The sequence below is a fragment of the Pauljensenia sp. 20925_1_27 genome (genome assembly GCF_041432835.1).
Taxonomy (GTDB): Bacteria; Actinomycetota; Actinomycetes; order Actinomycetales; family Actinomycetaceae; genus Pauljensenia.
The window spans coordinates 1-23148 of record NZ_JAPWAH010000010.1 but is presented as its reverse complement, the minus strand read 5'-3'; the positions used below and the strand labels follow the sequence as shown (position 1 = coordinate 23148).

The 23148-nt window shown below is 64.1% G+C and carries 10 protein-coding genes and 1 pseudogene; 5 read left to right on the top strand and 6 right to left on the bottom strand.

The features are described from left to right. The first annotated feature begins 227 nt into the window (after positions 1-227). The 4 genes from O3684_RS06700 to O3684_RS06685 all read left to right on the top strand — a co-directional run bounded on the left by O3684_RS06700 (position 228) and on the right by O3684_RS06685 (position 6021). Positions 228-2024, top strand: coding sequence for a peptide ABC transporter substrate-binding protein (locus tag O3684_RS06700; protein ID WP_500065848.1), 1797 nt, complete (start codon positions 228-230; stop codon positions 2022-2024). Positions 2025-2103: 79 nt separating this feature from the next. Continuing rightward, positions 2104-3063 (top strand): ABC transporter permease, encoded by a 960-nt coding sequence (locus O3684_RS06695; RefSeq protein ID WP_500063168.1) that lies wholly within the window; start codon positions 2104-2106, stop codon positions 3061-3063. Continuing rightward, a complete protein-coding gene (locus O3684_RS06690) occupies positions 3060-3959 on the top strand; it encodes an ABC transporter permease (RefSeq protein ID WP_500063167.1) in 900 nt (299 codons plus the stop codon). Before O3684_RS06695 ends, O3684_RS06690 begins: the two co-directional genes overlap by 4 nt. Before the next feature lie 10 nt (positions 3960-3969). Next, positions 3970-6021 (top strand): ABC transporter ATP-binding protein, encoded by a 2052-nt coding sequence (locus O3684_RS06685; RefSeq protein WP_500065846.1) that lies wholly within the window; start codon positions 3970-3972, stop codon positions 6019-6021. Between the two features lie 209 nt (positions 6022-6230). On the opposite strand, the gene O3684_RS06680 is transcribed toward O3684_RS06685, so the two are convergent. After that, a complete protein-coding gene (locus O3684_RS06680) occupies positions 6231-6512 on the bottom strand; it encodes an HU family DNA-binding protein (RefSeq protein WP_003790058.1) in 282 nt (93 codons plus the stop codon). A gap of 593 nt (positions 6513-7105) precedes the next feature. On the opposite strand from O3684_RS06680, the gene O3684_RS06675 reads away from it, so the two are divergent. Beyond that, positions 7106-9046 (top strand): solute carrier family 23 protein, encoded by a 1941-nt coding sequence (locus tag O3684_RS06675; RefSeq protein ID WP_500065844.1) that lies wholly within the window; start codon positions 7106-7108, stop codon positions 9044-9046. 789 nt (positions 9047-9835) lie between these two features. Here O3684_RS06675 and O3684_RS06670 read toward each other — a convergent pair. From O3684_RS06670 to O3684_RS06650, 5 genes and pseudogenes are all read right to left on the bottom strand, one after another. Then, positions 9836-13900: a S8 family serine peptidase gene (locus O3684_RS06670; RefSeq protein WP_500065843.1), complete on the bottom strand. Its 4065-nt coding sequence runs from the start codon at positions 13898-13900 to the stop codon at positions 9836-9838. 444 nt (positions 13901-14344) lie between these two features. After that, complete coding sequence (locus O3684_RS06665) at positions 14345-18259, bottom strand: S8 family serine peptidase (protein ID WP_500065842.1); 3915 nt, start codon at positions 18257-18259, stop codon at positions 14345-14347. A 197-nt stretch (positions 18260-18456) separates the two neighbouring features. Next, positions 18457-21072, bottom strand: coding sequence for a leucine-rich repeat protein (locus O3684_RS06660; protein ID WP_500065840.1), 2616 nt, complete (start codon positions 21070-21072; stop codon positions 18457-18459). Positions 21073-21593: 521 nt separating this feature from the next. Beyond that, positions 21594-22943 carry an N-acetylmuramoyl-L-alanine amidase family protein gene (locus O3684_RS06655; RefSeq protein ID WP_500065838.1) on the bottom strand — a complete coding sequence of 450 codons (1350 nt, stop codon included), beginning with the start codon at positions 22941-22943 and terminating at the stop codon, positions 21594-21596. A gap of 79 nt (positions 22944-23022) precedes the next feature. Next, positions 23023-23148, bottom strand: a pseudogene (locus O3684_RS06650) (IS30 family transposase); the annotation flags it as partial.

Below are 23148 nucleotides of genomic sequence, written 5' to 3'. Positions count from 1 at the left end.
GCGGTAACTTCAACGTTACACAGCGCTCATCGTCGAGAACACCCCAATTATGCCCCATCGAAGAAAGTGTGGCACTTCTTTCGCCAAAATTCTTCGTTATTTTTTCGCAACATTCCGAATTTTGGTCATAGCAGCAACATTGGCCGACAAACTGTCATATGATGTATGCCATCTGGCAGGGCCCACTCCCGTCAGTGTCCCCCGATCAACGTTGATTTGGAGCAGTCATGAATCTCAGTAAGAAGCGGTGGATCGCCACCGGAGCGGCGCTCGCAATGGTCGCCACTCTGGGCCTGTCCGCCTGTGGTGGCAGCAACCGCGCGGCCACCTCGGAAACCGGAAAGAACGAGGTCACGATGGCCTCGCGCACCCCGAACTGGATCTTCCCGGTCTCCGCCAAGGGCTACACCCAGGGCGAAAACGGACAGTTCATCCAGGCGATGTACCGCCCCCTCTTCGCCTACAAGTCCACCTCCGACACCCCCTACAAGATCAACCTGCCCAAGTCCCTGGGCACGGTTCCCGAGGTCTCCGAAGACGGTAAGACCTTCACCATCAAGCTGCGCGACGACGCCAAGTGGTCCGACGGCACCCCCGTCACCACCCGCGACGTTGAGTTCTGGTGGAACCTCGTCACCAACAACAAGGACGAGTGGGCCTCCTACAAGAAGGGCTTCTTCCCCGACGGTGCCGAGCTGAAGATCGTCGACGAGCACACCTTCTCTATCACCACCGAGGATAAGTTCGCGCCGGCCTGGTTCATTGACAACCAGATCAACAAGGTTGCCCTCCTCCCCCAGCACGCCTGGGACAAGTCCAGCGCCGACGAGGCCGTCTCCGACCTCGACCGCACCCCCGAGGGCGCCCAGAAGGTCTTCTCTTACCTGCAGGGCGAGGCCAAGAACCTCTCCTCCTACGCCACCAACCCGCTGTGGCAGACGGTGAACGGCCCCTGGAAGCTCTCCTCCTTCACCCCCGACCAGGGCCTCGAGCTCGTTCCCAACGAGAACTACTGGGGCGAGGACAAGCCCAAGATCGACAAGCTGATCTACAAGGCCTTCACGGGTGACGACGCGGAGTTCAACTCCGTGCGCTCGGGTGCCATCGACTTCGGCTACATCCCGGCCGCTCAGTACAACCAGCGCAAGGCCGTTGAGGACAAGGGCTACCAGGTCTTCCTGTGGCCCGGCAACTCCATCACCTACCTGGCACTGAACTTCTACGACAAGGCCCCCGGCTCGAAGTTCATCAAGCAGAAGTACATCCGCCAGGCCATGCAGGAGCTCATCGACCAGCCGACCCTGTCTGAGAAGATCTGGTCCGGCACCGCTTCCCCGACCTGTGGCCCCGTCCCCATGCCGGCCGACAAGGTCGGCACCACCGAGGGCTGCGTCTACAAGTTCGATCCCGACAACGCCAAGAAGCTCCTCGAGGACCACGGCTGGAAGATCAACCCCGACGGTGCCAGCACCTGCGAGAACCCCGGCACCGGCGAGGGCCAGTGCGGTGAGGGCATCGCAGCCGGCGACGCGCTGAACTTCAAGCTCATCTCCCAGTCGGGCTTCGTCTCCACGCACCAGATGTTCGAAGAGATCATCTCCCAGTTCGGTAAGGTCGGCATCAAGATCGACATGAACGAGGTTCCCGACTCGGTCGGCGCCTCGCAGGCATGCGACGACGAGACCCCCTGCACGTGGGACATGTCCTTCTTCGGCTCCCAGACCTCGTGGGGCTTCCCGATCTACGCCTCCGGCGAGCGCCTCTTCGCCACTGACGCACCCGTCAACCTCGGCCAGTACTCCAACCCCGAGGCCGACAGGCTGATCGAAGAGTCGACACGCTCCTCCGAGCCCGACGCTCTCCAGGCATACAACGACTACCTCGCGGAGGACCTCCCCGTTCTGTGGATGCCCAACCCGTACTACCAGATCACCGCGGTGAAGAAGACGCTCAACCTGGGCGACATCGACGCCACCGGCGACACCTGGCCCGAGGATTGGTCGTGGTCGACCGAAGGTAAGTAACCCTTCGCCTTGACGCCTCATGGGGCAGGCGCCCGCACCCGCACATGCGGGCGCCTGCCCCCTTACTGTGGAGTTCGCAATGATCCAATTCATCCTCAAACGCCTCGGCCAGGCAGTCATCGTCGTCTTCCTGGTCACCATCATCACCTTCATCCTTCTCCAATCCCAGCCGGGCGGCGCAGCCCGAGCGGCCCTCGGTAAGGATGCGACCAAAGAACAGCTCGCGGCCTTCGACCACGAGAACGGATACGATCGCCCGATCCCCGAGCAGTACGTCAACTACCTGAACAAAATTGCGCACGGCGACTTCGGATACTCCTACCAGCACAACCAGTCCGTGAACGACCTGCTGGCCGCCCGCCTGCCGCGCACCATCTTCCTGTCCCTCCTGTCCACCATCCTCGCCCTCATCGTCGCGATTCCCCTCGGCGTGTGGCAGGCAGTGAAAAGAAATAAAGCGCCCGACTACGTGGTCACGATCGCGTGTCTGCTCGCCTACTCGACCCCCATCTTCTTCGCGGGCCTTCTGCTGATCGTCCTCTTCTCCCAGGTGTGGCCCATCCTGCCCAACGATGCGCCGCAAGGCGAGGATCTCGCGGTCATGTGGGAGCAGTGGGATCACCTGATTCTGCCCGTGTGCGCCCTCTCGATTGGAACGATCGCCGCCTACGCGCGCTACGTGCGCTCCTCCATGGTGGACAACCTCAACGAGCAGTACGTGCGCACCGCCCGTGCGAAGGGCCTGTCGGAGTTCCGCGTTGTCTTCGTCCACACCCTGCGCAACGCCATGTTCCCCGTCATCACGATGATCGGCCTGTACATCCCCGCGATGTTCTGTGGTGCCCTGGTCATCGAGACGCTCTTCAACTTCAACGGCATGGGCTACCTGTACTACCAGGCGACCGGCAGGCGCGACTACCCGATCCTCCTCGGCGTCGCCCTGATCGTCTCCTTCGCGACCGTCATCGGCGCGCTCCTGGCAGACTTCCTCTACGCCCTCGCTGATCCCCGCATCCGACTGGCAGGACGTGCCAAATGACCACAGCAACCGCACCCGTGAGCGCGCCCGTGAAGGCGCGCACCGCCCGGAAGTCGACGAAGCTTCAGGGCCTGCAGGTCTTCATGGAAAACAAGCTCGCCGTCTTCGGCGTGTGCCTGATCCTCATCCTGATGGCCTTCTCGTTCATCGGCCCCATGTTCTATGTGACCGACCAGGTCCACACCGACCTGGCGAACTCAGCGCTGGCCCCCTCCGCGGAGCACCCGCTCGGCACCGACATGGTCGGCTACGACCAGCTCGGACGCCTCATGAAGGGCGGCCAGACCTCGATTATCGTCGGCCTCTTCGCAGGCATCTTCGCGACAACGATCGGCACCCTCTACGGTGCGATCGCCGGCTTCGTGGGCGGCTGGATCGATGCGGTCATGATGCGTATCGTTGACGCACTCATGTCCGTGCCCGTCCTGTTCCTCTTCATGCTGATCGCCACGATGATCCCCCCGACCGTCCCGGTCCTCATCATCATCATGTCGGCACTGTCCTGGCTGGGCACATCCCGATTGATTCGAGGCGAGGCCCTCTCCCTGCGCACGCGCGAGTACGTCGTCGCGATGCGCGGTATGGGCGGATCGATGCCCCGAGCGATTCGGACGCACATCGTGCGCAACACGATCGGCACCGTCATCGTCAACGCGACCTTCCAGGTCGCCGACGCCGTCCTCTACGTCGCCTACCTGTCGTTCCTCGGCCTGGGCGCGCAGCCTCCCGCCACTGACTGGGGAGCCATGCTCTCCAACAGCCAGTCGCACGTCTACTCGGGCAATTGGTGGCTGCTCTACCCGCCGGGCGTCCTCATCATCCTCCTGGTCCTGTCGTTCAACTTCATCGGCGACGGCCTGCGTGACGCCTTCGAAGTTCGACTGCGCAAGAGGTGAGCACTGAACTATGAATACTCCACTCCTCCAGATCAAAGATCTGCACACCGACATTGAGATCCGTTCCGGCGTGGTCCGTGCCCTCTCGGGCGTCGACCTGCACGTGAACCCCGGCGAAACCCTCGGCATCGTGGGCGAGTCCGGCTCCGGCAAGACCATGACCGCCCTGTCTCTCATGGGGCTTCTCCCCCAGGGCGGCAAGGTCTCCTCCGGGTCGATCATCCTCGACGGACAGGACCTCACCCAGCTGCCGCTCAAGGAGAAGCGCAAGCTGCGCGGCACCAAGGTCGGCATGATCTTCCAGGATCCGCTCACCTCCCTGAACCCGACCATGAAAATCGGCCTTCAAGTGTGCGAGCCGCTGCGCGTGCACGAGGGCCTGTCGAAGAGGGAAGCCCTCGAACGCGCCGTCGAGATCCTCAAGCGCGTCGGTATGCCTCGTCCCGAGGTGGTCATCAACAACTACCCGCACCAGCTCTCGGGCGGTATGCGTCAGCGCGTCATGATCGCCATGGCCCTCGTGTGCAAGCCGCGCATCCTCATCGCGGACGAACCCACGACGGCCCTGGACGTGACGACGCAGATGCAGATCCTCGACCTCATCGACGAGCTGCGCGACGAATACAAGATGGGCGTCATCCTCATCACCCACGACCTGGGTGTTGTGGCCGGTCACACCGACCGCGTTGCCGTCATGTACGCCGGACGCATCGTTGAAACCGCACCGACGAAGACGCTGTTCACCGAGCCGAAGCACCGCTACACGAGCTCGCTCATGGCGGCCCTGCCTGAGCGCGCCCTCGCGGCCGGCACCAAGCTCTTCTCCATCCCTGGCGCTCCCCCGTCGCTGACCAACCTGCCGGTGGGCTGCCGCTTCGCGGCCCGCTGCCTGTGGGCCACTGACGAGTGCCGCGCGGGCTACCCGGACCTGAGCGGCGACGAGACCCACACCTTCTCCTGCTTCCACCCGGTTCAGGAAGGCGACGAGTCTCCCGCGGTCCTCCAGGGCAAGCTGGATTCCAACAAGACCGACGGTGCGGCCGCGGACGTCCCGCAGATCTCCCACGAAACGCTGCTCGACGTCAAGGAGGCTTCGCGCGAGTACGAGTCGGCCGGATCGGGCTTCTTCAAGCGCGAAAAGGGCGTCGTCTCCGCCGTCGACCGCGTCTCGATCACGGTCAAGAAGGGCGAGACCTACGGCCTTGTCGGCGAATCTGGCTGTGGTAAGTCCACGGTGGGCCGTCTCATCGCAGGCCTTGAGCCGCCCTCGGGTGGTGCCATCGAGCTCGATGGACGCGACCTGGCCACGCTCAAGGGACGCGACGCGGTGCGCATCCACCGCGACGTGCAGATGATGTTCCAGGACTCCTACGCGGCGATGGACCCGCGCATGCGCATCGACCAGATCCTGGCCGAGCCCATGAGCATCCAGAAGACCGGCAACGCTCGCCAGATCGCCGAGCGCATCCTGGAGATCCTCGAACAGGTCGGCCTGACCGAAGAGATCCTCGACCGCTACCCGCACGAATTCTCGGGCGGACAGCTCCAGCGCATCGGCTTCGCCCGTTCGCTGACCCTGGCACCCGACCTCATCGTGGCGGACGAGCCCGTTTCCGCGCTTGACGTCTCCGTCCAGGCACAGGTCCTCAACCTCATGAAGGACCTGCAGCAGGAACTGGGCCTGTCCTACCTGTTCATCAGCCACGACCTGGCCGTCGTCCAATACATGGCGGACCGCATCGGCGTCATGTACCTGGGCCGCATCGTCGAGGAGGGCCCAGCTTCCGAGGTCGTCAAGAACCCGAAGCACCCCTACACGAAGGCGCTCATCGACTCGATTCCCGTGCCCGACCCGGAGTTCAAGCACGACGAGAATGCCATCAAGCTCACCGGCGAGCCGCCGAGCGCCATCAACCCGCCCGAGGGTTGCCGCTTCCGCCCGCGTTGCCCGTTTGCGGGCGAAGAGTGCAAGGTGCAGCCCATGCTCACGGATGAGACGCACCGCGTGGCCTGCCACCACCCGCTCCTGCAGCTGAGCGTGAAGGAAAAGGTGGACGCCTGACACATACGTTCATGCGAGCTCCAAGCGGTGCCCCCGGCCTGAGTCATCAGGCCGGGGGCACCGTCATGCGCGGCAGAACACTATGCGGTTCCAACGGCCACGAGCATGCCGGGGCGCCACTGCCCATCGCGGCGGCATCATGGCCACAAAGACGCGTGTGGGGCGCGACCACGCGGTCGCGCCCCACACGCTTCGCTGTCGTCAGCGCGTCACTTGGAGACGGCCTTCTTCAGGGTGGAGCCAGCGGAGAGCTTGACACCGTAGCCAGCGGGGATCTTGATCTCTTCGCCGGTGCGGGGGTTGCGGCCGGTGCGGGCGGCGCGCTCAACACGCTCGACCGAGAGCAGGCCGGTGACCTTGACGGCCTCGCCCTTAGCCAGGGACTCAACGAGGACGGCCTGGAAGGCAGCCAGGGCCTCGTCGGCCTTCGCCTTGGTCAGGTCGGCACGTTCGGCAATCTGAGCGACAAGCTCGGTACGGTTCACGGACATTGAGAAACCTCATTCCTGTTCGTTCTTGGTTACCACTTTCGTGGCCACGAATGACACACTACGAAATCTTCGACGATTTCGCCGACTTTAGGGCAGGATTTCGCGGATTTCACGAAAAATCCTCGTTTTTTTGCCCAAAAACCGTTAATTCTGTGTCTCAGGTCACTCAAACTTGCCGAGTGGTTGTTATTTCACCACCTTCAAATGCGGTATCACCGGCACGTTTCCCAGTAACAGGAATGCCTCCCACAACCGAGGGCAGACCCCTCTCATAACACCTGACAAACATCGATGGCCAATCGCTCCCCGAGGACGCCCGCACGTCCCCCGCTTCACACCCCATCGTTCACGAAGCGAGACGGAAACCAACGACAGGCGACGACTAAGTCCACCACCTCACAACCATCAACGGAGGGACAAAACGCGACATTTCAACCCCGACCTCCAACAACTCGCCCACTTCACACCTCCGACGACAAGGAGAAACAAGATATAACTCGCCACACTTTTTAAATAACTCGTAAAATCTGCCCCCTGATCACAGACAATGGATGAGTCCCTTCAACACTTGGATAAATGTCCAGGAGACACAGATGGCATCAAGCCCCTCGTCCGCTCCCCATCCCGTCGATCAAGTTCCCCCCTTTGGGAAACTCACCATTCTGGGTATTCAGCACGTCCTCGCGTTTTACGCAGGTGCCGTGGTCGTCCCCCTCGTTATCGCTTCCGGCCTCGGGCTCGACAATCACACGCTGGTCCACCTCATTAACGCAGACCTGCTCACCTGTGGCATCGCCACCATCATCCAGTCGGCCGGCATCGGTCGCTTCATCGGCGTGAAGCTCCCCCTTATTCAGGGCGTCACCTTCACCGCCGTCTCCCCCCTCATCGCGATCGGCGCGGCGGCCACACCCCCCGGTGCCGACCCAAGGACCGGTCTGGCCACCATGTACGGCTCCATCATCGCCGTCGGCCTCATCGTCTTCCTCGTCGCCCCGTTCTTCGCCAAGCTCCTGCGCTTCTTCCCGCCGATCGTCACGGGCACCCTGCTGACGGTCATGGGCACGACACTCCTGTCCGTCTCCGCCGGAGACATCGTCGCCTGGGCCGATAAGGCGGCTGATGATGCAGCGAAGACGGCCTCGACGTACGAGGCTCTCGGCCTCGCATTTGGCACCATCGCGATCATCATCATCATTCAGCGCCTCTTCAAGGGCTTCATGGGAACGCTCTCCGTCCTCCTCGCGCTGCTGATCATGACGGCCGTTGCCTTCGCAATGGGCAAGACCGACTTCTCCGGCGTCGGCGAGGCCAGCTGGGTTGCCATTACAACCCCCTTCTACTTCGGCATCCCGAAGTTCTCGCTGACAGCAATCATCGCCATGATCATCGTCATGGCGGTCACCGCCGTGGAGACCACGGGCGACGTCTTCGCCACCGGCGAGGTCGTGGGCAAGCGCATCGCCCCGCGCGACATCGCCAACGCCCTGCGCGCCGACGGCCTGTCCACCCTGCTGGGCGGTGTCCTCAACTCCTTCCCCTACACCTGCTTCGCGCAGAACGTCGGCCTGGTGCGCCTGACCCGCGTGAAGTCGCGCTGGGTCGTCACCGCAGCAGGTGTTTTCATGATCATCCTCGGCCTGCTGCCCAAGGCAGCGGCCATCGTCGCGGCGATCCCGCAGCCCGTCATCGGCGGCGCCTCCCTGGCGATGTTCGCAAACGTCGCGGTTGTTGGCATCCAGACCCTGTCGAAGGTCGACCTGCGAGACAACCGCAACGCGGTCATCGTCTCCACGTCAATCGGCCTCGCCCTCCTCGTGACGCTGAAGCCCGGCATCGTCACGGTCATGCCCTCCTGGCTGCAGATCATCTTCGGTTCCGGCGTGACCATCGGCTCGCTGACGGCCATCATCTTGAACCTCCTGTTCTTCCACATCGGACGCCCCGCCTCGCCGGACGTGGCCGTGGTGGACGGCAGGAAAATCAACCTGGACGACGTCAACGCGATGGATCGCGACCAGTTCGTCGCCACCTTCTCCTCAATGTTCTCCTCGCACACGTGGCCGGTCGAGCGCGCCTGGGAGTCCCGTCCCTTTGCCTCCGTGTCCGAGCTGCGTTCCTCCTTCGAGGACGCCGTCCTGTCGGCTTCCCCCGAGGAGGCCGAGGAGCTCATCGCCTCCTACACGGACGTCGTTTCCTTGGTCCTCGACGGCGCAGGCGACGAGCAGGCGAGCTCGGATACCTCGTCGCTGTCCGTGGGTGAGGTGTCCTCTGAGGAGGCCGAGGAGCTGCGCGCTCTGGCTGCCGCCTACCGCGAGAAGTTCAATCGTCCGCTGGTCATCTGCGTGGACAACGTGGTGGACCGCAAGCACCTGCTGTCCTCGGGTTGGCGCCGCGTCGAGCACTCCCCTGCTCGCGAGGCTCGCTTCGCCCTCGGCGAGGTCATCGACATCGCCGACCTGCGTTTCGATCAGCTGGTCGCCGACGCGAACCCCATGCGCGCAGCGTGGGACGCCGGTTTTGAGCGCCTCTGAGTAACACTCAGGGTCTCCAACTGACGAGGCCGGGGCGCGTCGGGCGATATGCCTGGCGCGCCCCGGTTTTTCATGCCCAGCACAGCCCGCAGCACATGCGAGCCTCACTACCCAAAGTCGCATGCAATTCCAAAACACAAGTGACACACGAATGCGAACTGAAACAGACTAATATGATTTTTGGAGGGAATTGCATGCGAAATTGGTGGGCGCTGAGAAACACATCCAAAACAGAGGCGGTCCTACAGAGCAGACCCCTCACCACACTCAGTACCACAGGCCCCACCACACGCACTCCGCCACACGCACTCCGCCACACGCGCTCCGCCACAGAAAATCCACAGTGCAGGCACCGCCACACAAACTCAGTAGCGCAGAGTGCTCACCACACTCCGCCGCACAAACTCAGTAGTGCAGACCCGAAGGCCAGCACGCCAACGACATGGAACACTCGCACACGGTTGCATCACTGATCGTCCTGGATGCAGATACGCCGAGGGGCCGACCTGGCGGTCGGCCCCTCGGCGTATCCCATCAACACAGTGCAAGTAGTCCCAATAAGCTCCTCAACATGTCTCTCGTCGGCATCGCTTGAGCCCGAGTGGCTCGTGCCGTATTCCCTTGTGATGGCACCTAGTGTAGGACCCCAACCTTGCGGCAACGGCAAGGGCGGCTGAGAAATCCCTGGGATTTTGACCCCGCAGACAATTGGGAGCACAACGAGTGTGCGCCCCCGGTCTCCCGGGGGCGCACACGACCTCGTACGAGCTCAATGCCTCGCGTCAGGCGTCAGCCGTTCCACTGGCCATTGTCGGCGAAGTAGTACCACTTCCAGCCAATCCAGTGACCGCCGGTATACATCGCGCCAGAGTCGGTGCTCAGGTAATACCAGGAACCACGATCCAGCACCCAACCAGTGGTGAGTGCCCCACTGGGAGCCATGAAATACCAGGACGAACCATCCTTGACCCACCCAATCGCCATCGCACCACTACCGGGCATCAGGTAGTACCAGGTGAGGCCATCGAGCAGCCAACCGGTCACCATACGACCCGACGCCGGATCCAGGTAATACCAGGACGAACCATCCTTCACCCAGCCACTCGCCTGCGCACCCGACGCATCATGGAAGAACCACGCGCCATCCTCGCTCACCCAGCCGGTACGCATGTAGCCATCCGCACCGAAGCGATACGTCGAATTGCCGATCTGCACCCTCTGGCTCGCCGGATAGGTCCCATCCGCATAGCGGTACCACCAGCCAACCGAATCCTTGATCCACGCTCCCCCCTGCGGGGTAGCAACCGGATCCGGAGACGGAGCGGGAGTGGGATCCGGAGACGGAGCAGGCGTCGGGTCCGACGACGGCACCGGGGACGGCTCAGGTGCAGGCGTCGGCTCAGCAGTCGGCGCAGGGGTGTGGTCCGTACTCGGAGCAGGCGTCGGCTCAGCAGTCGGCGCCGGGGTCGGGTCCGCAGAAGGCGCAGGCGCGGGGTCGCCCTGGAGGCGAACCTCCTGCTTGGCGGGGTTGACGCCCCAGTCCCAGGCGTACAGGTAGGGGGTCACCGGGGCCTCGTCGGTGCGCCCCTGCTTCACCCACGCGCTCGTGAGCTCGGAGACGGGCACGTCGAAGTGGTAGCGGTGCGAGCCGTCGGCCAGGATCTCGCCATCGTCCTCGACGAGCTTTCGGTAGTACCACGCGCCGTCGGCATCCTCGTGGAAGTCGATACCGGCCACGGGCGAGGAGTCGGTGACGTCGAAGGATACGGTGCGCGCGTCGCCCTCGCCGCTCACCGTCAGGTTGGAGACGACGGGTGCGCTCGTGTCCAGCGTGAACTCGTAGCTCATCTGCTGCGTTCGCGAGGATGGTCCATCCGTCGCAGCCTCGATCGTCAGCGTGTAGCGTCCGTCGGGCAGCGCGTTTCCGGACTGGTCGTAACCGTCGAAGAAGGGCTCCTCACCGGCGAACTCGCCCGGCTTCGTCCAGCCGGTTTCGAGGTCGTAGAGGGACTTGCGCACGCGGTTGATCGTGTAGGAGCGCACGGACTGACCCGCGGAGTTGCGGTAGGTGAGCGTCATCGAGGGGACGGAGCGCAGCATGCCGGTCATCGGCGCGATCTTGTCGGGGGCTCCCGCCCACTTGGCGCGCGAGGTGATGAGGCGCTGCGTGTTGATCGTGGTAACCAGGTTCGAGTCCTGCTTGTCCGACAGCGGGTTCAGCGCGCCCAGCGGGATGGACGAGTGGGCGTTGACCAGCGCGGAACGGTAGACGTGCACGGGCGTCGTCTCGTTGTCCGACCACTTGCCGTCGAAGACGCTAGGGGCACCCCAAGAGCCGTAGAAGCCCAGGTAGGGGACGGTCAGGCTCGGCGTCTCGTCACCGCTCGTGAAGGTCACGGCACCGTCGATGAAGGTTCCCTGCGGGGTGTTCTGCGCGGCGAAGGCCGCGAACTCAGCCTCTGGGGTCACCGTGACGCTCACGGTCACGGTCGATGCAGCGGGGACAGTGACCTGCTGGGTGCCCCCGGCCTCGGCGAGGCCATCACCGGAGAAGGACAGCGAGATGCCCGCGCCCGCCCAGTTCTGCGAGTGCTCGAGGAAGAGGCCTTCCTCGACCATCTCGGACAGGGCCTGTCCGCCGAGCGTGTAGGTGTGGGCGGCGTCGGAGAGGTTGGTCAGGCGCACCTGGAAGGTCCAGCCGTTCGTTCCGTCGCCGAGGTCGGCCTTGGGTCGGGAGGTATCGGCGGCTCCGACGACGGTCGGGTAGACGGTCGCGGTGGTGGCGGCAACCGCGTCAACGGCACCCGCACCGACCTTGCGCGGCGAGTAGTAGGTGCCGTCCCCCAGCTCGACGTCGATGAGCGGGTGGGCGGTGCCCATGAGGAGGTTGGTGACGACGGCGTTCTTCTCCTTGGCGCCCATACCGGAGAAGGCGGGGTCGCCCGCGATGCGCTGGCGCACGAGGGCACTAATGCCCGCGACCTGCGGGGATGCCATCGAGGTGCCCGACAGGCGCTGGTACTCGTTGCCGAGGTACGCGGACATGATGTCGCCGCCGGGGGCCGCGATCTCAGGCTTGAGCGTCAGGTCGGGGGCCACGCCCCACGCGGAGAACTCAGAGGCCGTCGGGTTGTTCGAGGCCAGCACGATGCCCGAGTGCGTCACGGTCAGGTACACGTCCGCGCCATTGGCAGCGGCCAGGGCCTCACGGATCGCCTCGCCGTCCTTCTTGGTGATGGTCACCGTCGGCATCGAGGTCGTGGTCCCCAGGAACGACTGGTAGGGCGTGGTCGATTCGTCGGTGTCGGCGATCATGAGGGCCGCGGGCGCTGACGGGAAGCCCGTCAGGTACGAGGCTTTGAGATCGTCAGTCATCGCCGTACCGGTCCGGGTGTCGGTGCCGCCTTTGTCTTCGAGGACGATCGCGTCGGCGAGGCTCAACCGGTTGGTGCCCGCGTACTTGTCGAGCTCGTCGCCGCCGCCAGCGCCGGCATCGACGACGCGGTAGCTCTTTTCGGGGATGTCGCGCAGGCTGCGCACTGCCTCGCCCTGGCCGTCGAGCGCGGCGCGGTAGGCGATCTTACGGTCCCCCAGGGTCACGTAGGACAGGGCCTCCTGGTTGTCGACCGAGGCGACGGCCAGGGTGGACTTGTAGGAGGCAGGTTCGCCGAGCGTGCCCGTGTCGGGGTCTGTCGCGAACGGCTTGTTCTGGCCGGAGTTGTTGCCGTACGCGTTGGAGAAGGCGTTGCCGCTCGCTGCGTTGACGGTGATGCCAGCGGCATTCAGCTTCTCGTACACCCCGGCGAAGACGCTGCCGGCGTCGCTGCTCATGCCAGCGTCGTCGCCTAGGGAGAGGTTGATGACGTCGGGCTTGATGACGAGCGCGTCGTCGAGGGCGGCCAGGAGGGCACTATCGGGCATCGACCCATCCGCGTCGGAGGCCACCTTGGCGACGACGATCTGTGCGTGGGGCGCGGTGCCCTGCAGGACGTCGGCGTTGGCGGCCGCGATCGCGGTGACGTGCGTGCCGTGGGACAGGTCCTTCTCGGAGTGGGGAACAACGTCAGCGTCGTTGTCGGCGTAGTCGTAGGCGAAGGGGATCTTGCTGTTGACGTAGGTTCCGGACGACCCGTGCGGCAGCTTGCTCGCGAAGGCCTGAACGTCGGCCTGGCTCAGGCGCACGTCGACGCCGTCCATCGAGCCGGCGAAGGCGTCGTGGTCGGTCTGCAGTCCGGAGTCGATGACCTCGATGACCTGACGGTCGCCCTTCTGGGCAGCCTCGGCCGCGCGCGTCATTGCCAGGGAGGAGGCGTTCTTGAGGACGGGTGTACCCGCTCCATCCGCGCTGGTTTCCAGCGGCTTGTGCACCCCCTCGATGAACGCGACCTTCACGCCCTGGACCTTCTGAATGGCGGAGAGTGCGGAACCGGGTGCCTCGATAGCGAAGCCGTCGAGCGCGTTCGTGTAGTCACGCACGGTGGTGACCTTCGCGCCAGGCACGGCCGCCTGAACCGCCGAGGCAATGCGGGCCTTGACCTCGTCGCGCGTGGCCGGTGCAGAGCCGCCGACCGCGGCTTCCTCGAGCTGGACGATGATCGTCGTCGGGGTGTCGTCGGCCACCTCCTGCGTAGAGGCGGCGTCAGGCAGGGTCACTCCCCCGGCCTCGGCCTGACGGATGGAGAGGAGGGGGTCCTCGACGCGCGTGCCCGTGCGCGCCTCGGGGGACGAGGCCTGGGCAGGGTTGGCGGGGAGGACACCGCCCGGCTGGGGGCTCACCGCGAGCGCCGGAACGCTCACGCCGGTCAGGGCAAGGGCGGCGACGAGGGCGAGTGCCGGGGTGGAGTGATGGGACATCAATGGCTCACTTACGTATCGACGACGTGACGATGAGTTGCGCACCCGCGTGGCGCGCCGTCCCATTATGCGCAAGTTCTCCCAGTTGTGCAGTATGCATGTCCGATAGAGAGCAGCAGCGTCCACCCATTGACATTTTGTGCACGGCAGCGCATAAGCCGAGGGGCCGACCTGGCGGTCGGCCCCTCGGCTTATCCCATCAACACAGTGCAAGTCTTCCCAGAAAGCTCCTCGAAAAAGTTTCGTCGGCATGTCCCGGACCCTCGTGGTCCGTGCCGTATTCCCTTGTGATGACATTGAGTGTAACGGACGAACCTTGCGACAACGACAAGACAACCTGAAAAAACCCTGGGAATTTTGGCGCTGATCTCCTTGACAGATGCGCAGGCCCGCGGACCCAGCACGATGCTGGGGCCGCGGGCCTGGAGCCACCTCAGTGGCGTTCTAGCTGATCAGCTGTCCCGTCTCCGAGAAGGTGTACCAGGTCCAGAAGATGCGCAGGCGGCCCGTGGCCATCGCGCCGCTCCCGGTCTTCAGGTAGTACCAGGCACCGCCGTCTTTGAGCCACCCCGTCATCATCTTGCCGGTGGTGGGATTGAGGTAGTACCAGGTCTCACCGTCCTTGACCCAGCCGGTCGCCATGGCACCCGTGGCCGGATCCAGGTAGTACCAGGAGATACCGTCGAGGACCCATCCGCTCGCCTGCGCGCCCGATGCCTTGTGGTAGTACCAGGAGCCCTGTTCCTTGACCCAGCCGGTACGCATGTAGCCGCGCGCGTCGAAGCGGTACGTGGCCCCGTCGATGGCGAGGGTCGTGTCGGCGGGGTAGGTCCCGTCCTCGTAGCGGTACCACCATCCGCGGCCGTCCCACTTCCATGTTCCGTTCTTCGCCTCGGGCGCGGGAGCGCTCACGTGAATGGTGGCGCTGGCAGTCACGCTGGGCTGCGTCGGGTCGGTCACGGTGATGGTCGCGTCGCCCGCGCCCACCGCGCTGACTTCGCCGGTGGCACTGACGGTTGCCACGGCCTCGTCCGAGGAGGACCAGGTAAGTGCCGTCACGTTGGCGTCCGAGGGTTCGTGGGTGGCGCTCAGCGTCAGCGTCTCACCGACCCTCAGCGTCGCGGACGTCTGGGAGAGCGCCAGCGACGTCATGGGGATCGCCTTGAGGGCGACCGAAGCCGTTCCCTTGTTGGCGGGCCAGTCCCACACGTGCAGGTAGATGGACGACGGGTCCCCACCGATGCTGGCCAGAGTATCCTTCAGCGCAATGTCGAAGTGGCGGTGAACCAGCCCATCCTCCCCGCGTTCGGTCGGGTAGACCTCGGCGCCGCGCTCGACGATGGGGCCATCGGCGGTGGCCGAGAAGCCGACGGCCGATATGGGCGAGGAGTCGGCGACGTCGAAGGAGAGCGTTCGCTCATTACCATCGCCACTGACCGTCACGTTCGAGATGACGGGGGCCTTGGTGTCCAGCGTGAGGCCGTAGCTGATCTGCTGGGTTGAGGGCGAGGGCCCCTCGGTCGTGCCCTCGATCGTCAGCGTGTACCGTCCGTCCGGCAGCTCGCTTCCATCGGGCGCGTAGCCGGAGAACCAGGGGGCGCATCCGGGCACAGAGTCCTCGACGGTACGCGGCGAGCGCTCCTGCACGTCGTAGATGGACCGATCCGCGCGCCCACACGTGAAGGTGCGGATGGTTTGGCCTGCCTCGTTGGCGAAGGTGTAGGTCAGGGAAGACACGGAGCGCAGCAGCACGGTACCCGGGCGCACGCCCCTGCGCGCGTTCTCATCCGTCGAACGGGTGATGATGAAGAGGTCGGGATTGACCCCGTTGATCATCCGCTCGTCCTCGACGTCGAAGGGGCTCTGCTGTCCGAACGGGAGGTTTCCATCCATGAAGGTCGACCCGTAGCCGCTGATGTGGTTGTTCGGGGTGACCTGGTCGAAGATGGCGGGCGCGCCCCAGGAGCCGTAGAAGCCCATGTAGGGGACGGTGAGGTTCGGTGCCCCGTCGGTGCTCGTGAAGGTCACGGCACCGTCGATGAACGTTCCCTTGGGGGTGTTCGCGGCCGCGTACGAGGCGAAGGCCTCGCGCGGGGTCACGGTGACGGTCACGGTGGCTTCCCCCTTGGCGGGCACGGTCACCGAGTCCGCGGAGAACGTCAGGTCAATGCCCTTCCCCGCCCAGTTGGTCGAGTGGTGCGACAGCAGCATGCTCTCGACCTTTTCGGACAGCGCCTGGCCGCCGAGGGTATAGGTGCGCGCACTGTCGGAGACGTTCGTGAGGGTGACCTGGAAGCTCCAGCCGGAGGTGCCCTCACCCAGGTCAGCCTTGGGACGTGACGGGTTGGCCGCGCCAACGACGCTCGGGTACACGAACGAGGTCGTGGCCCCCGCAGCGTCGACCAGGCCGGCACCCACTCGGCGAGGCGAGTAGAAGGTACCGTCATCCTGCTGCGCATCCGCGATCGGGCGTGCGGTGCCCATCAGGAGCTTTGTGACCACGGCGTTCTTCTCGGCGTCCGACAGACCCGCGAAGGCGGGGTCGGATGCCACGCGCTGACGCACGAGGGTAGCGACCGCGGCGGCCTGACCCGAGGCCTCGGCCGTGCCGGACTCGTTATCGTAGTCGTTTCCGGGCGTGGCGGACGCGACCCTGCCGCCGGGTGCTGCGATCTCGGGCTTGAGCCGCAGGTCAGGGGTGGCACCGCTCGAGGAGAAGTCCGACGCGGACAGGCCCTCGGGCACGGTGAGAGTCGTGGAGGGCGAGACGCTGACCTCGATCGATCCGGTGCCGGAGGCCTTGATCGCGTCGTAGAGGCGGTTGCGATCCGAGGTCGTGATGGTGCCCATCGGGATGCTAAACCAGCGGTCGACCGACCACTTCACAGGGGTTTCGGTGTCGTACCAGTGGCCGAGCAGAACGCCTGCAGGCTTGCTCGTCAGGGACTTCAGGGCCTTGATCTTGTGCTTGACCTCCACGTCCTTGCCCCGCGAGTCGGTGCCTCCCAGCTCTTCGAGAAGGATCGTGTGGGACAGGTCCCCATAGTCCGCGCCCAGGTACTTCGTCAGGTCCTCGCTCGAGCCGTTACCGGCGTAGACGACGCGGTACGTTCCCTCGGCGAGAGAGTCAAAGCCTGGTCCGTCGCCCTTGCCCATGCGGGTCACGGGACGGTATCCGATCAGGTGATCACCGAAGGTGATGGCTCCCATGATCTCCTGCTCGTTGACCGAGGCGACCGCGAGGGTCGAGGAAAAAGAGGCCGGGAAACCGAGCGCGCCGTTGTCCGGGTCGTCCGCGCGCCCGTAGCGCTCAACGTCCCCGGCGGGCGCGTAGACGGTCGTGCCCTGCGCGCCGAGGGTCTCGTAGACCTGGGAATAGAGGGACGCGGCGGCGTCGCTCATTCCTTCGGTCTTGGAGAAAGACACGGAGACGACGTCGGGACGCAGGACCATCGCGTCGTCAAGCGCCGCCAGCAGGTCGACATCACTCGCGTTGTTGCCCGGATCCTTCGTCACCTTCGCGACGATCAGCTGCGCCTGGGGTGCGGCTCCGGAGAACTGTCCCCCATTGGCGGCCGCGAGGGCGGCGACGCGCGTGCCCTGAGTGTTCGCAGCGTGCGCATGGTCGTCTCCTTCGTCCGTGGCGAGCACGTTCGTGTCCCCGTCACCGTAGTCGTAGGCGAAAGGAATCTTGGGGCTGACCCAGACTCCCGCCTTGCCTGCGCCCAGCTGTGAGGTCAGGGAAGCCGCCCCATCCTGCGTGAGGCGCAGCGACGCTGCTTCCATGTCGCCGGCGAAGGCCTCGTGCGAGGTATCGATGCCGCTGTCGATGAGCTCGATGACCTGGCCCTGGCCCTTCTGGGTGGCCGCGTTGGCGCGCATCATCCGCGCTGCCGCTCCGGACGTGATGCCGGAGTCGCCGCCGCCAGCAGCGGCGCGGTACTGTCCGTTGATCTCTTCGTCGGTGACGAACGTGTTATAGCCGTCCAGGAACGCGCCCTTCACGCCGGCCGTCGATCGGATCGCCGTGAGGGTCGAGGCGGGGGCCTGGATCGCGAATCCATCGAAGGCGTGGAGGTAGTCGCGCACATCGGAAATGGTGGAGCCCGGGCTGGCCGCAGCCACGGCCTCGCCGATGCGCTTCTTCATCTGCGCGTAGTACACTGCGCGGTCGACTCCGTCATCACGCGCGTCGAGTTGGACGATGATCGTGCTGGGCGAGTCATCGCCGGCCTGCTGGGACGACGAGGCCTGGGTTGCGTCGGCGTCAGCAGCGAAGGCCGCGGGCACGCCGGTCGTCGTGAATGCGAGAGCACCGGCCGCTATCAGCGTGAGCGCTACGCGTCGGTAGTGGAACATTGTCGGCTCGCTTTCTTCACACCTAAAGTGTTGAGCTGCATGAGGGTGAGTGATCGCGCGCTGCATTCGCATGGACGCACGATGTGGCGGGTGCGGCCAGCGGCTGCACCCGCGTCTCCTCGCGAGCGCGCCCGCTCCCCCGGAACAAGTCCGGGGAGGGCGGGCGCGACGCGTGGGTATGCATTGTCGTCAGGCGCTTAGTGGATCCACTGGCCCGAGTCGGAGAAGCGGTAGTACTTCCATCCGATCCAGACGCGACCCGTCACCATCTGGCCGCTTCCGGGCTTCAGGTAGTACCAGGCATCACCGTCCTTCACCCAGCCAGTCAGCATCTTGCCGTTGGCAGGGTTCAGGTAGTACCAGTGCGCGCCATCCTTGACCCATCCCGTGACCATGGTGCCCGTGGCGGGATCCATGTAGTACCAGGAGACGCCATCGAGGACCCAGCCGCTGGCCTGCGCGCCCGAGAGGGTGTGGTAGTACCAGTTGCCCTCGTCAAAGACCCAGCCGGTACGCATGTAGCCATCCGCGTCGAAGCGGTACACCTGGCCGTCGATGGTCTTACTCGTGTTGGCCGGATAGGTGCCATCCGAGTAGCGGTACCACCAGCCGCGAGCGCCCCAGGCCCATGCACCCTCGGCGGGCGTCGTATCAGACGAGGCCTTGAGGGTCACGGTCGTCGAGGTGACGGCGTGGGGGTCCTGACGCACGTCGACGCGCAGGGAAACATCAGCGCTGGTCGGGGTCCACGTGTAGGAGTCGGTGGACGCACTCTCGTCCGAGCTGCCCTGCATCGACTCCCAATCCTGGAGGACCGTTTCGGTGCCGTCAGCGCCGACCTGCACGACGCGCAGCTCGCGTCCGCCCAGGGTGCCGCCCTGCGCGGAGACGTTGACGGTCGTCGGCGTGCCCACCGCGCTGGTGAGCGTGTACCCGGCCCCGGCCTCGTTGATGCCGGTGCCCGACACCGTGACCTGGGGCTTCGCGTACTCGAAGAGGTTGGCCGTGTTGTAGCCGGCGTCCTTCATGGCAGTCTCGGTGAGCGTCCACGCCTTCGAGCCCTTGGGGGCGGCGACGTAGATCTCGGTGCCCGCCTTGAGGTCATCGTCCATGTCGGCGGCGAGCTTGATCTCCTCGACGGTCGAGGGCAGCACCAGGACGCGGGGCGTGTCGAACCAGAAGGTGAATCGGGTCATCCCCTCGCCGAAGAAGGCACTGTCAGGACGGCCGTTGGAGGCCTTGCCCTCGTAGTAGAACTCGCCGTCGTTTCCGCCGCGCACGATGATGTGGCGCGGGGTGGTGGTCTCGCGCGGGGTCATCCACAGTTCCGTGACCTTCGAACCCAGCTCGATCGTATCCAGGCCGTTGTTGACCAGGCCGCGGGCGACCGTCACCGAGTCGGGGATGACAATGTCGGTGAGGTTCGTATCGCCGTCGAAGGCGCCGTAGCCGATGGTCGTCAGGCCCTCGGGCAGGACGACACGACGCAGGGACGTGTTGTTCGCGAAGGCAGCATCAGCGATAGCGACCGTGCCGTCGGGAACCGTCACGTCTGTGTCCGTCTTCGTGGGCAGGTACAGGACCAGGGTGCGACCAGCGTCGCCCTTGCTGTACAGGGCACCGTCTTCGACGGAGTACACCGTGTTGGCGGGGTCCACGGTCAGCGAGGCGAGGTTGTTCGCGTCCACGAATGCGGATTCTCCGATGGTGGCAATGCCCGAGCCCAGGTGGACAGAGGTCAGCGCGGTGTCGTTGGAGAAGGCACCCTTACCGATCGATGTCACCGAGTCGGGGAGTGTGGCGGAGGTGAGCGCGGTGGTATCGAAGGCGAAGTCGCCGACCTCGGCCAGGCGATTCAGGTCGGGACGGAAATTCACCTCGGCGAGGGACTTGTCGTAGCGGAAGGCACTATCCGGCAGCATCGTGGCACCACCCAGGTCAACGCGCTCCAGCTTGGGCATGTACCAGAAAGCCGTGTCGTCCATGGACTCGAAGGCGTCAGGCAGGGTCAGGGACGTGATCCGCGCCCCCACGAACGCACCCTTGCCAACGTTACGCAGATGCGAGGGCAGGGTCACGGAGGTGATCTGCGCAGAGGCGAAAGCACCCTCGTCGATGAATGCGGTTTCCTCGGCAACGGTGTACGAGCCGCCCGAGTTCTTCGCCTGCGGGTATGTCGCCAGGTGCGTCAGATCCTTCGTGTACAGGACACCGTCGAGGCTCTGGTAGTTCTGGTTCGCCGCGTCAACCTCGATGCTCTCCAGGAGCGGGGTGCGCGCAAATGCTGCGAACAGGCCGTCGGCCTGGACGTTCGGGCCGACGTGGACGGAGCGCAGCTTGTCCATATCGCTGAAGGTCTCGAGGCCTGCCGTCTTGAGGGATCGAGGCAGGGTGACGCTCTCAAGATGGGTGTAGGCGAAGGCGCGCTCTCCGATCGTCTCCAGCTGCGAGGGGTGCGCGTCCTCATCCTGGAAGGTGACTTGGGTGAGCGGCTGGCCGGCGAAAGCAGAGTCGTCGATCGTGCGCACGCTCGCGGGGATCCACACGCTGGTCAGCTGCGCACCGCTGAAGGCGTTCGTGCTGATCTCGGTCACCCCCTCGGGGATGCGCACCTGCGTTGCGCTACCCGTGTACGACACGAGGACGCCGTCGTCGATGGTGAACCCATCGGCATCGGCGCGCAGCGGGGCGGCAACATTGACCTGACCGAATGCGCCCGTGTCGGCCGCGAGCGCGGCAGGGACACCTACCCCGGTCAGGGACAGGGCGCCGGCGAGCGCAAACGCCAGCACAATTGAGTTGCGATGGGACATATGAAACCCCTTCTATTGACAGCTGGTAAGGGTGGGATCCGTGTTAGCAACGCGATACCCGATGTCAAACATATCCCTTCGAAGGGTTTTCAGATACCCCCTGAGACTCACCTTCTCACCATGTGTCGGTGAGTGTATCGCTTCTTTGCATGGGGTACCCTGCGTCAACCCACACGATCGGAGAGCACTCAGGGATCGGGCACGGGCATGATTGCGCCCAATTTATCTAGGGTTTCACAGCATCTTTCCAACGCATCTGACAAATCGACCGAGCGCGCAGATTATGGTGACAGGACCCAACAATTAGCCGCATACACGTGTCCTCCTTGTCGATGAATCGACCTAATGGTCGAAGTGGCAATGAACGAGTCTCTTTTCCAATCTCACTCTTCCTCGCGCAGACTCCCCTGACATCCATCGACCAGATGGCTTGGTGTATGGGTGAGAAAAGGCCCGCGCCCCCGGAGATTCTCCGGGGGCGCGGGCACATGGTTTCCCAGCTCAACCTCTCGCGTGAGGCGTCAGCTCATGAGGCGTCCCGAATCGGCGAAGTTGTACCACGTCCAGCCAATCCAGTGACCACCGGTATACATCGCACCCGAGTCAGTGCTCAGGTAATACCAGGAACCACCATCCATCAGCCAACCAGTGGCCATCGCGCCACTACCGGGTCTCAGGTAATACCACGCGCTACCATCCTTGACCCAGCCGACCATCATCGCTCCCGTATCGGGGTTCATGTAGTACCACGAGCTACCGACCTGCACCCAGCCCTTGACCATCGCGCCACTGCCAGGGGACAGGTAATACCAGGCAGAACCATCGTTGACCCAACCGGTCATCATCATCCCACTGGGACGCATAAAGTACCAGGACTCACCGTCCTTCACCCAGCCGATCGCCATCGCACCACTACCGGGCATCAGGTAATACCAGGAGCCACCATCCTGCACCCAGCCACTCGCCTGAGCACCCGAAGCATCGTGATAGAACCACGTGTCCCCCTCAGGTACCCATCCAGTGCGCATGTAGCCTTGCTCATCAAAACGATAAGTGGCACCATCAATAACTACCGCCTTATTGGCCGGGAAGGTCCCATCCGGGTTCCGATACCACCAACCGTGAGCATCTTGCAACCACTTTCCCACGCGCGCTTCCGGCCTTAATTCGTCTGAAGGCGCATTTCTTGTCACTTCAACCTGCGCAGACGTCGTTTTTACCTCACCCGAGGGTGTCGTTACGCTGGCCGTCAGCGTGCCCGTTCCCTCCACATCCGAAGCAGCAAGCTTGACAGCGGGAAGAGTCCCCTCAATCGTTGTCATTGCGCCCAACGATGAAGGCTCCAACGACCAGGTCACCTGCTGCCCCTGGAGCGAAGGCGTGAGAAAGGCTCCCACGGTCAGCTCTGAACCAGGCTTAACCTGAAATAACGGTTGCGCCAAGGCGATGCCCGCATCCTCAGACACGGAACGAACCTGAACACGAGCACGGGCACACTGATAGAAGTGATACGGAACCCACACAACCACTTGTGTATCGCCCTCACCAACAGCTGTGAGGAGACCCTGGTCAGTTGCAGTTGCAACTTTCTGATCCAAGGTATCCACTGCGTACCACATGTCGTGGTATGGATCCCACCAGAAGTACCACGACATCTGGTACTGCTGCCCCGGGGTCAACGTAATGACTTTAGGAGTAATACGGAACTGTTCTTCGGGGGGACACGTCCATCCGGGGTCGCCACCCGCAACAACACTACTCTCGTTGGTGACGTGTTCTTCAGTCGCGTAGGCGGCGGGCACGCTAACCGCAGTAAGAGCAAGAGCACCAGCCGCAGCGACAGCCAGCATAGACACTTTTCGACAGGACATCATCGTCCTCCTCTATTGATAGTGCGAAATGAGAATGCAAAGCAGCTCGTTCTAATTCTAATAATATGTGGCGGCGGTGTCAATGGGTGGTAGCGATGGGTTCGTTGAATGCTTGGGTGGGGGTGCGGTAGTCGAGGGTGGCTCTGGGGCAGTTGCCCGGTTCGTAGGCGATGGCGTCGAGGTAGGGCTTCTCGTTTCTAGTGGT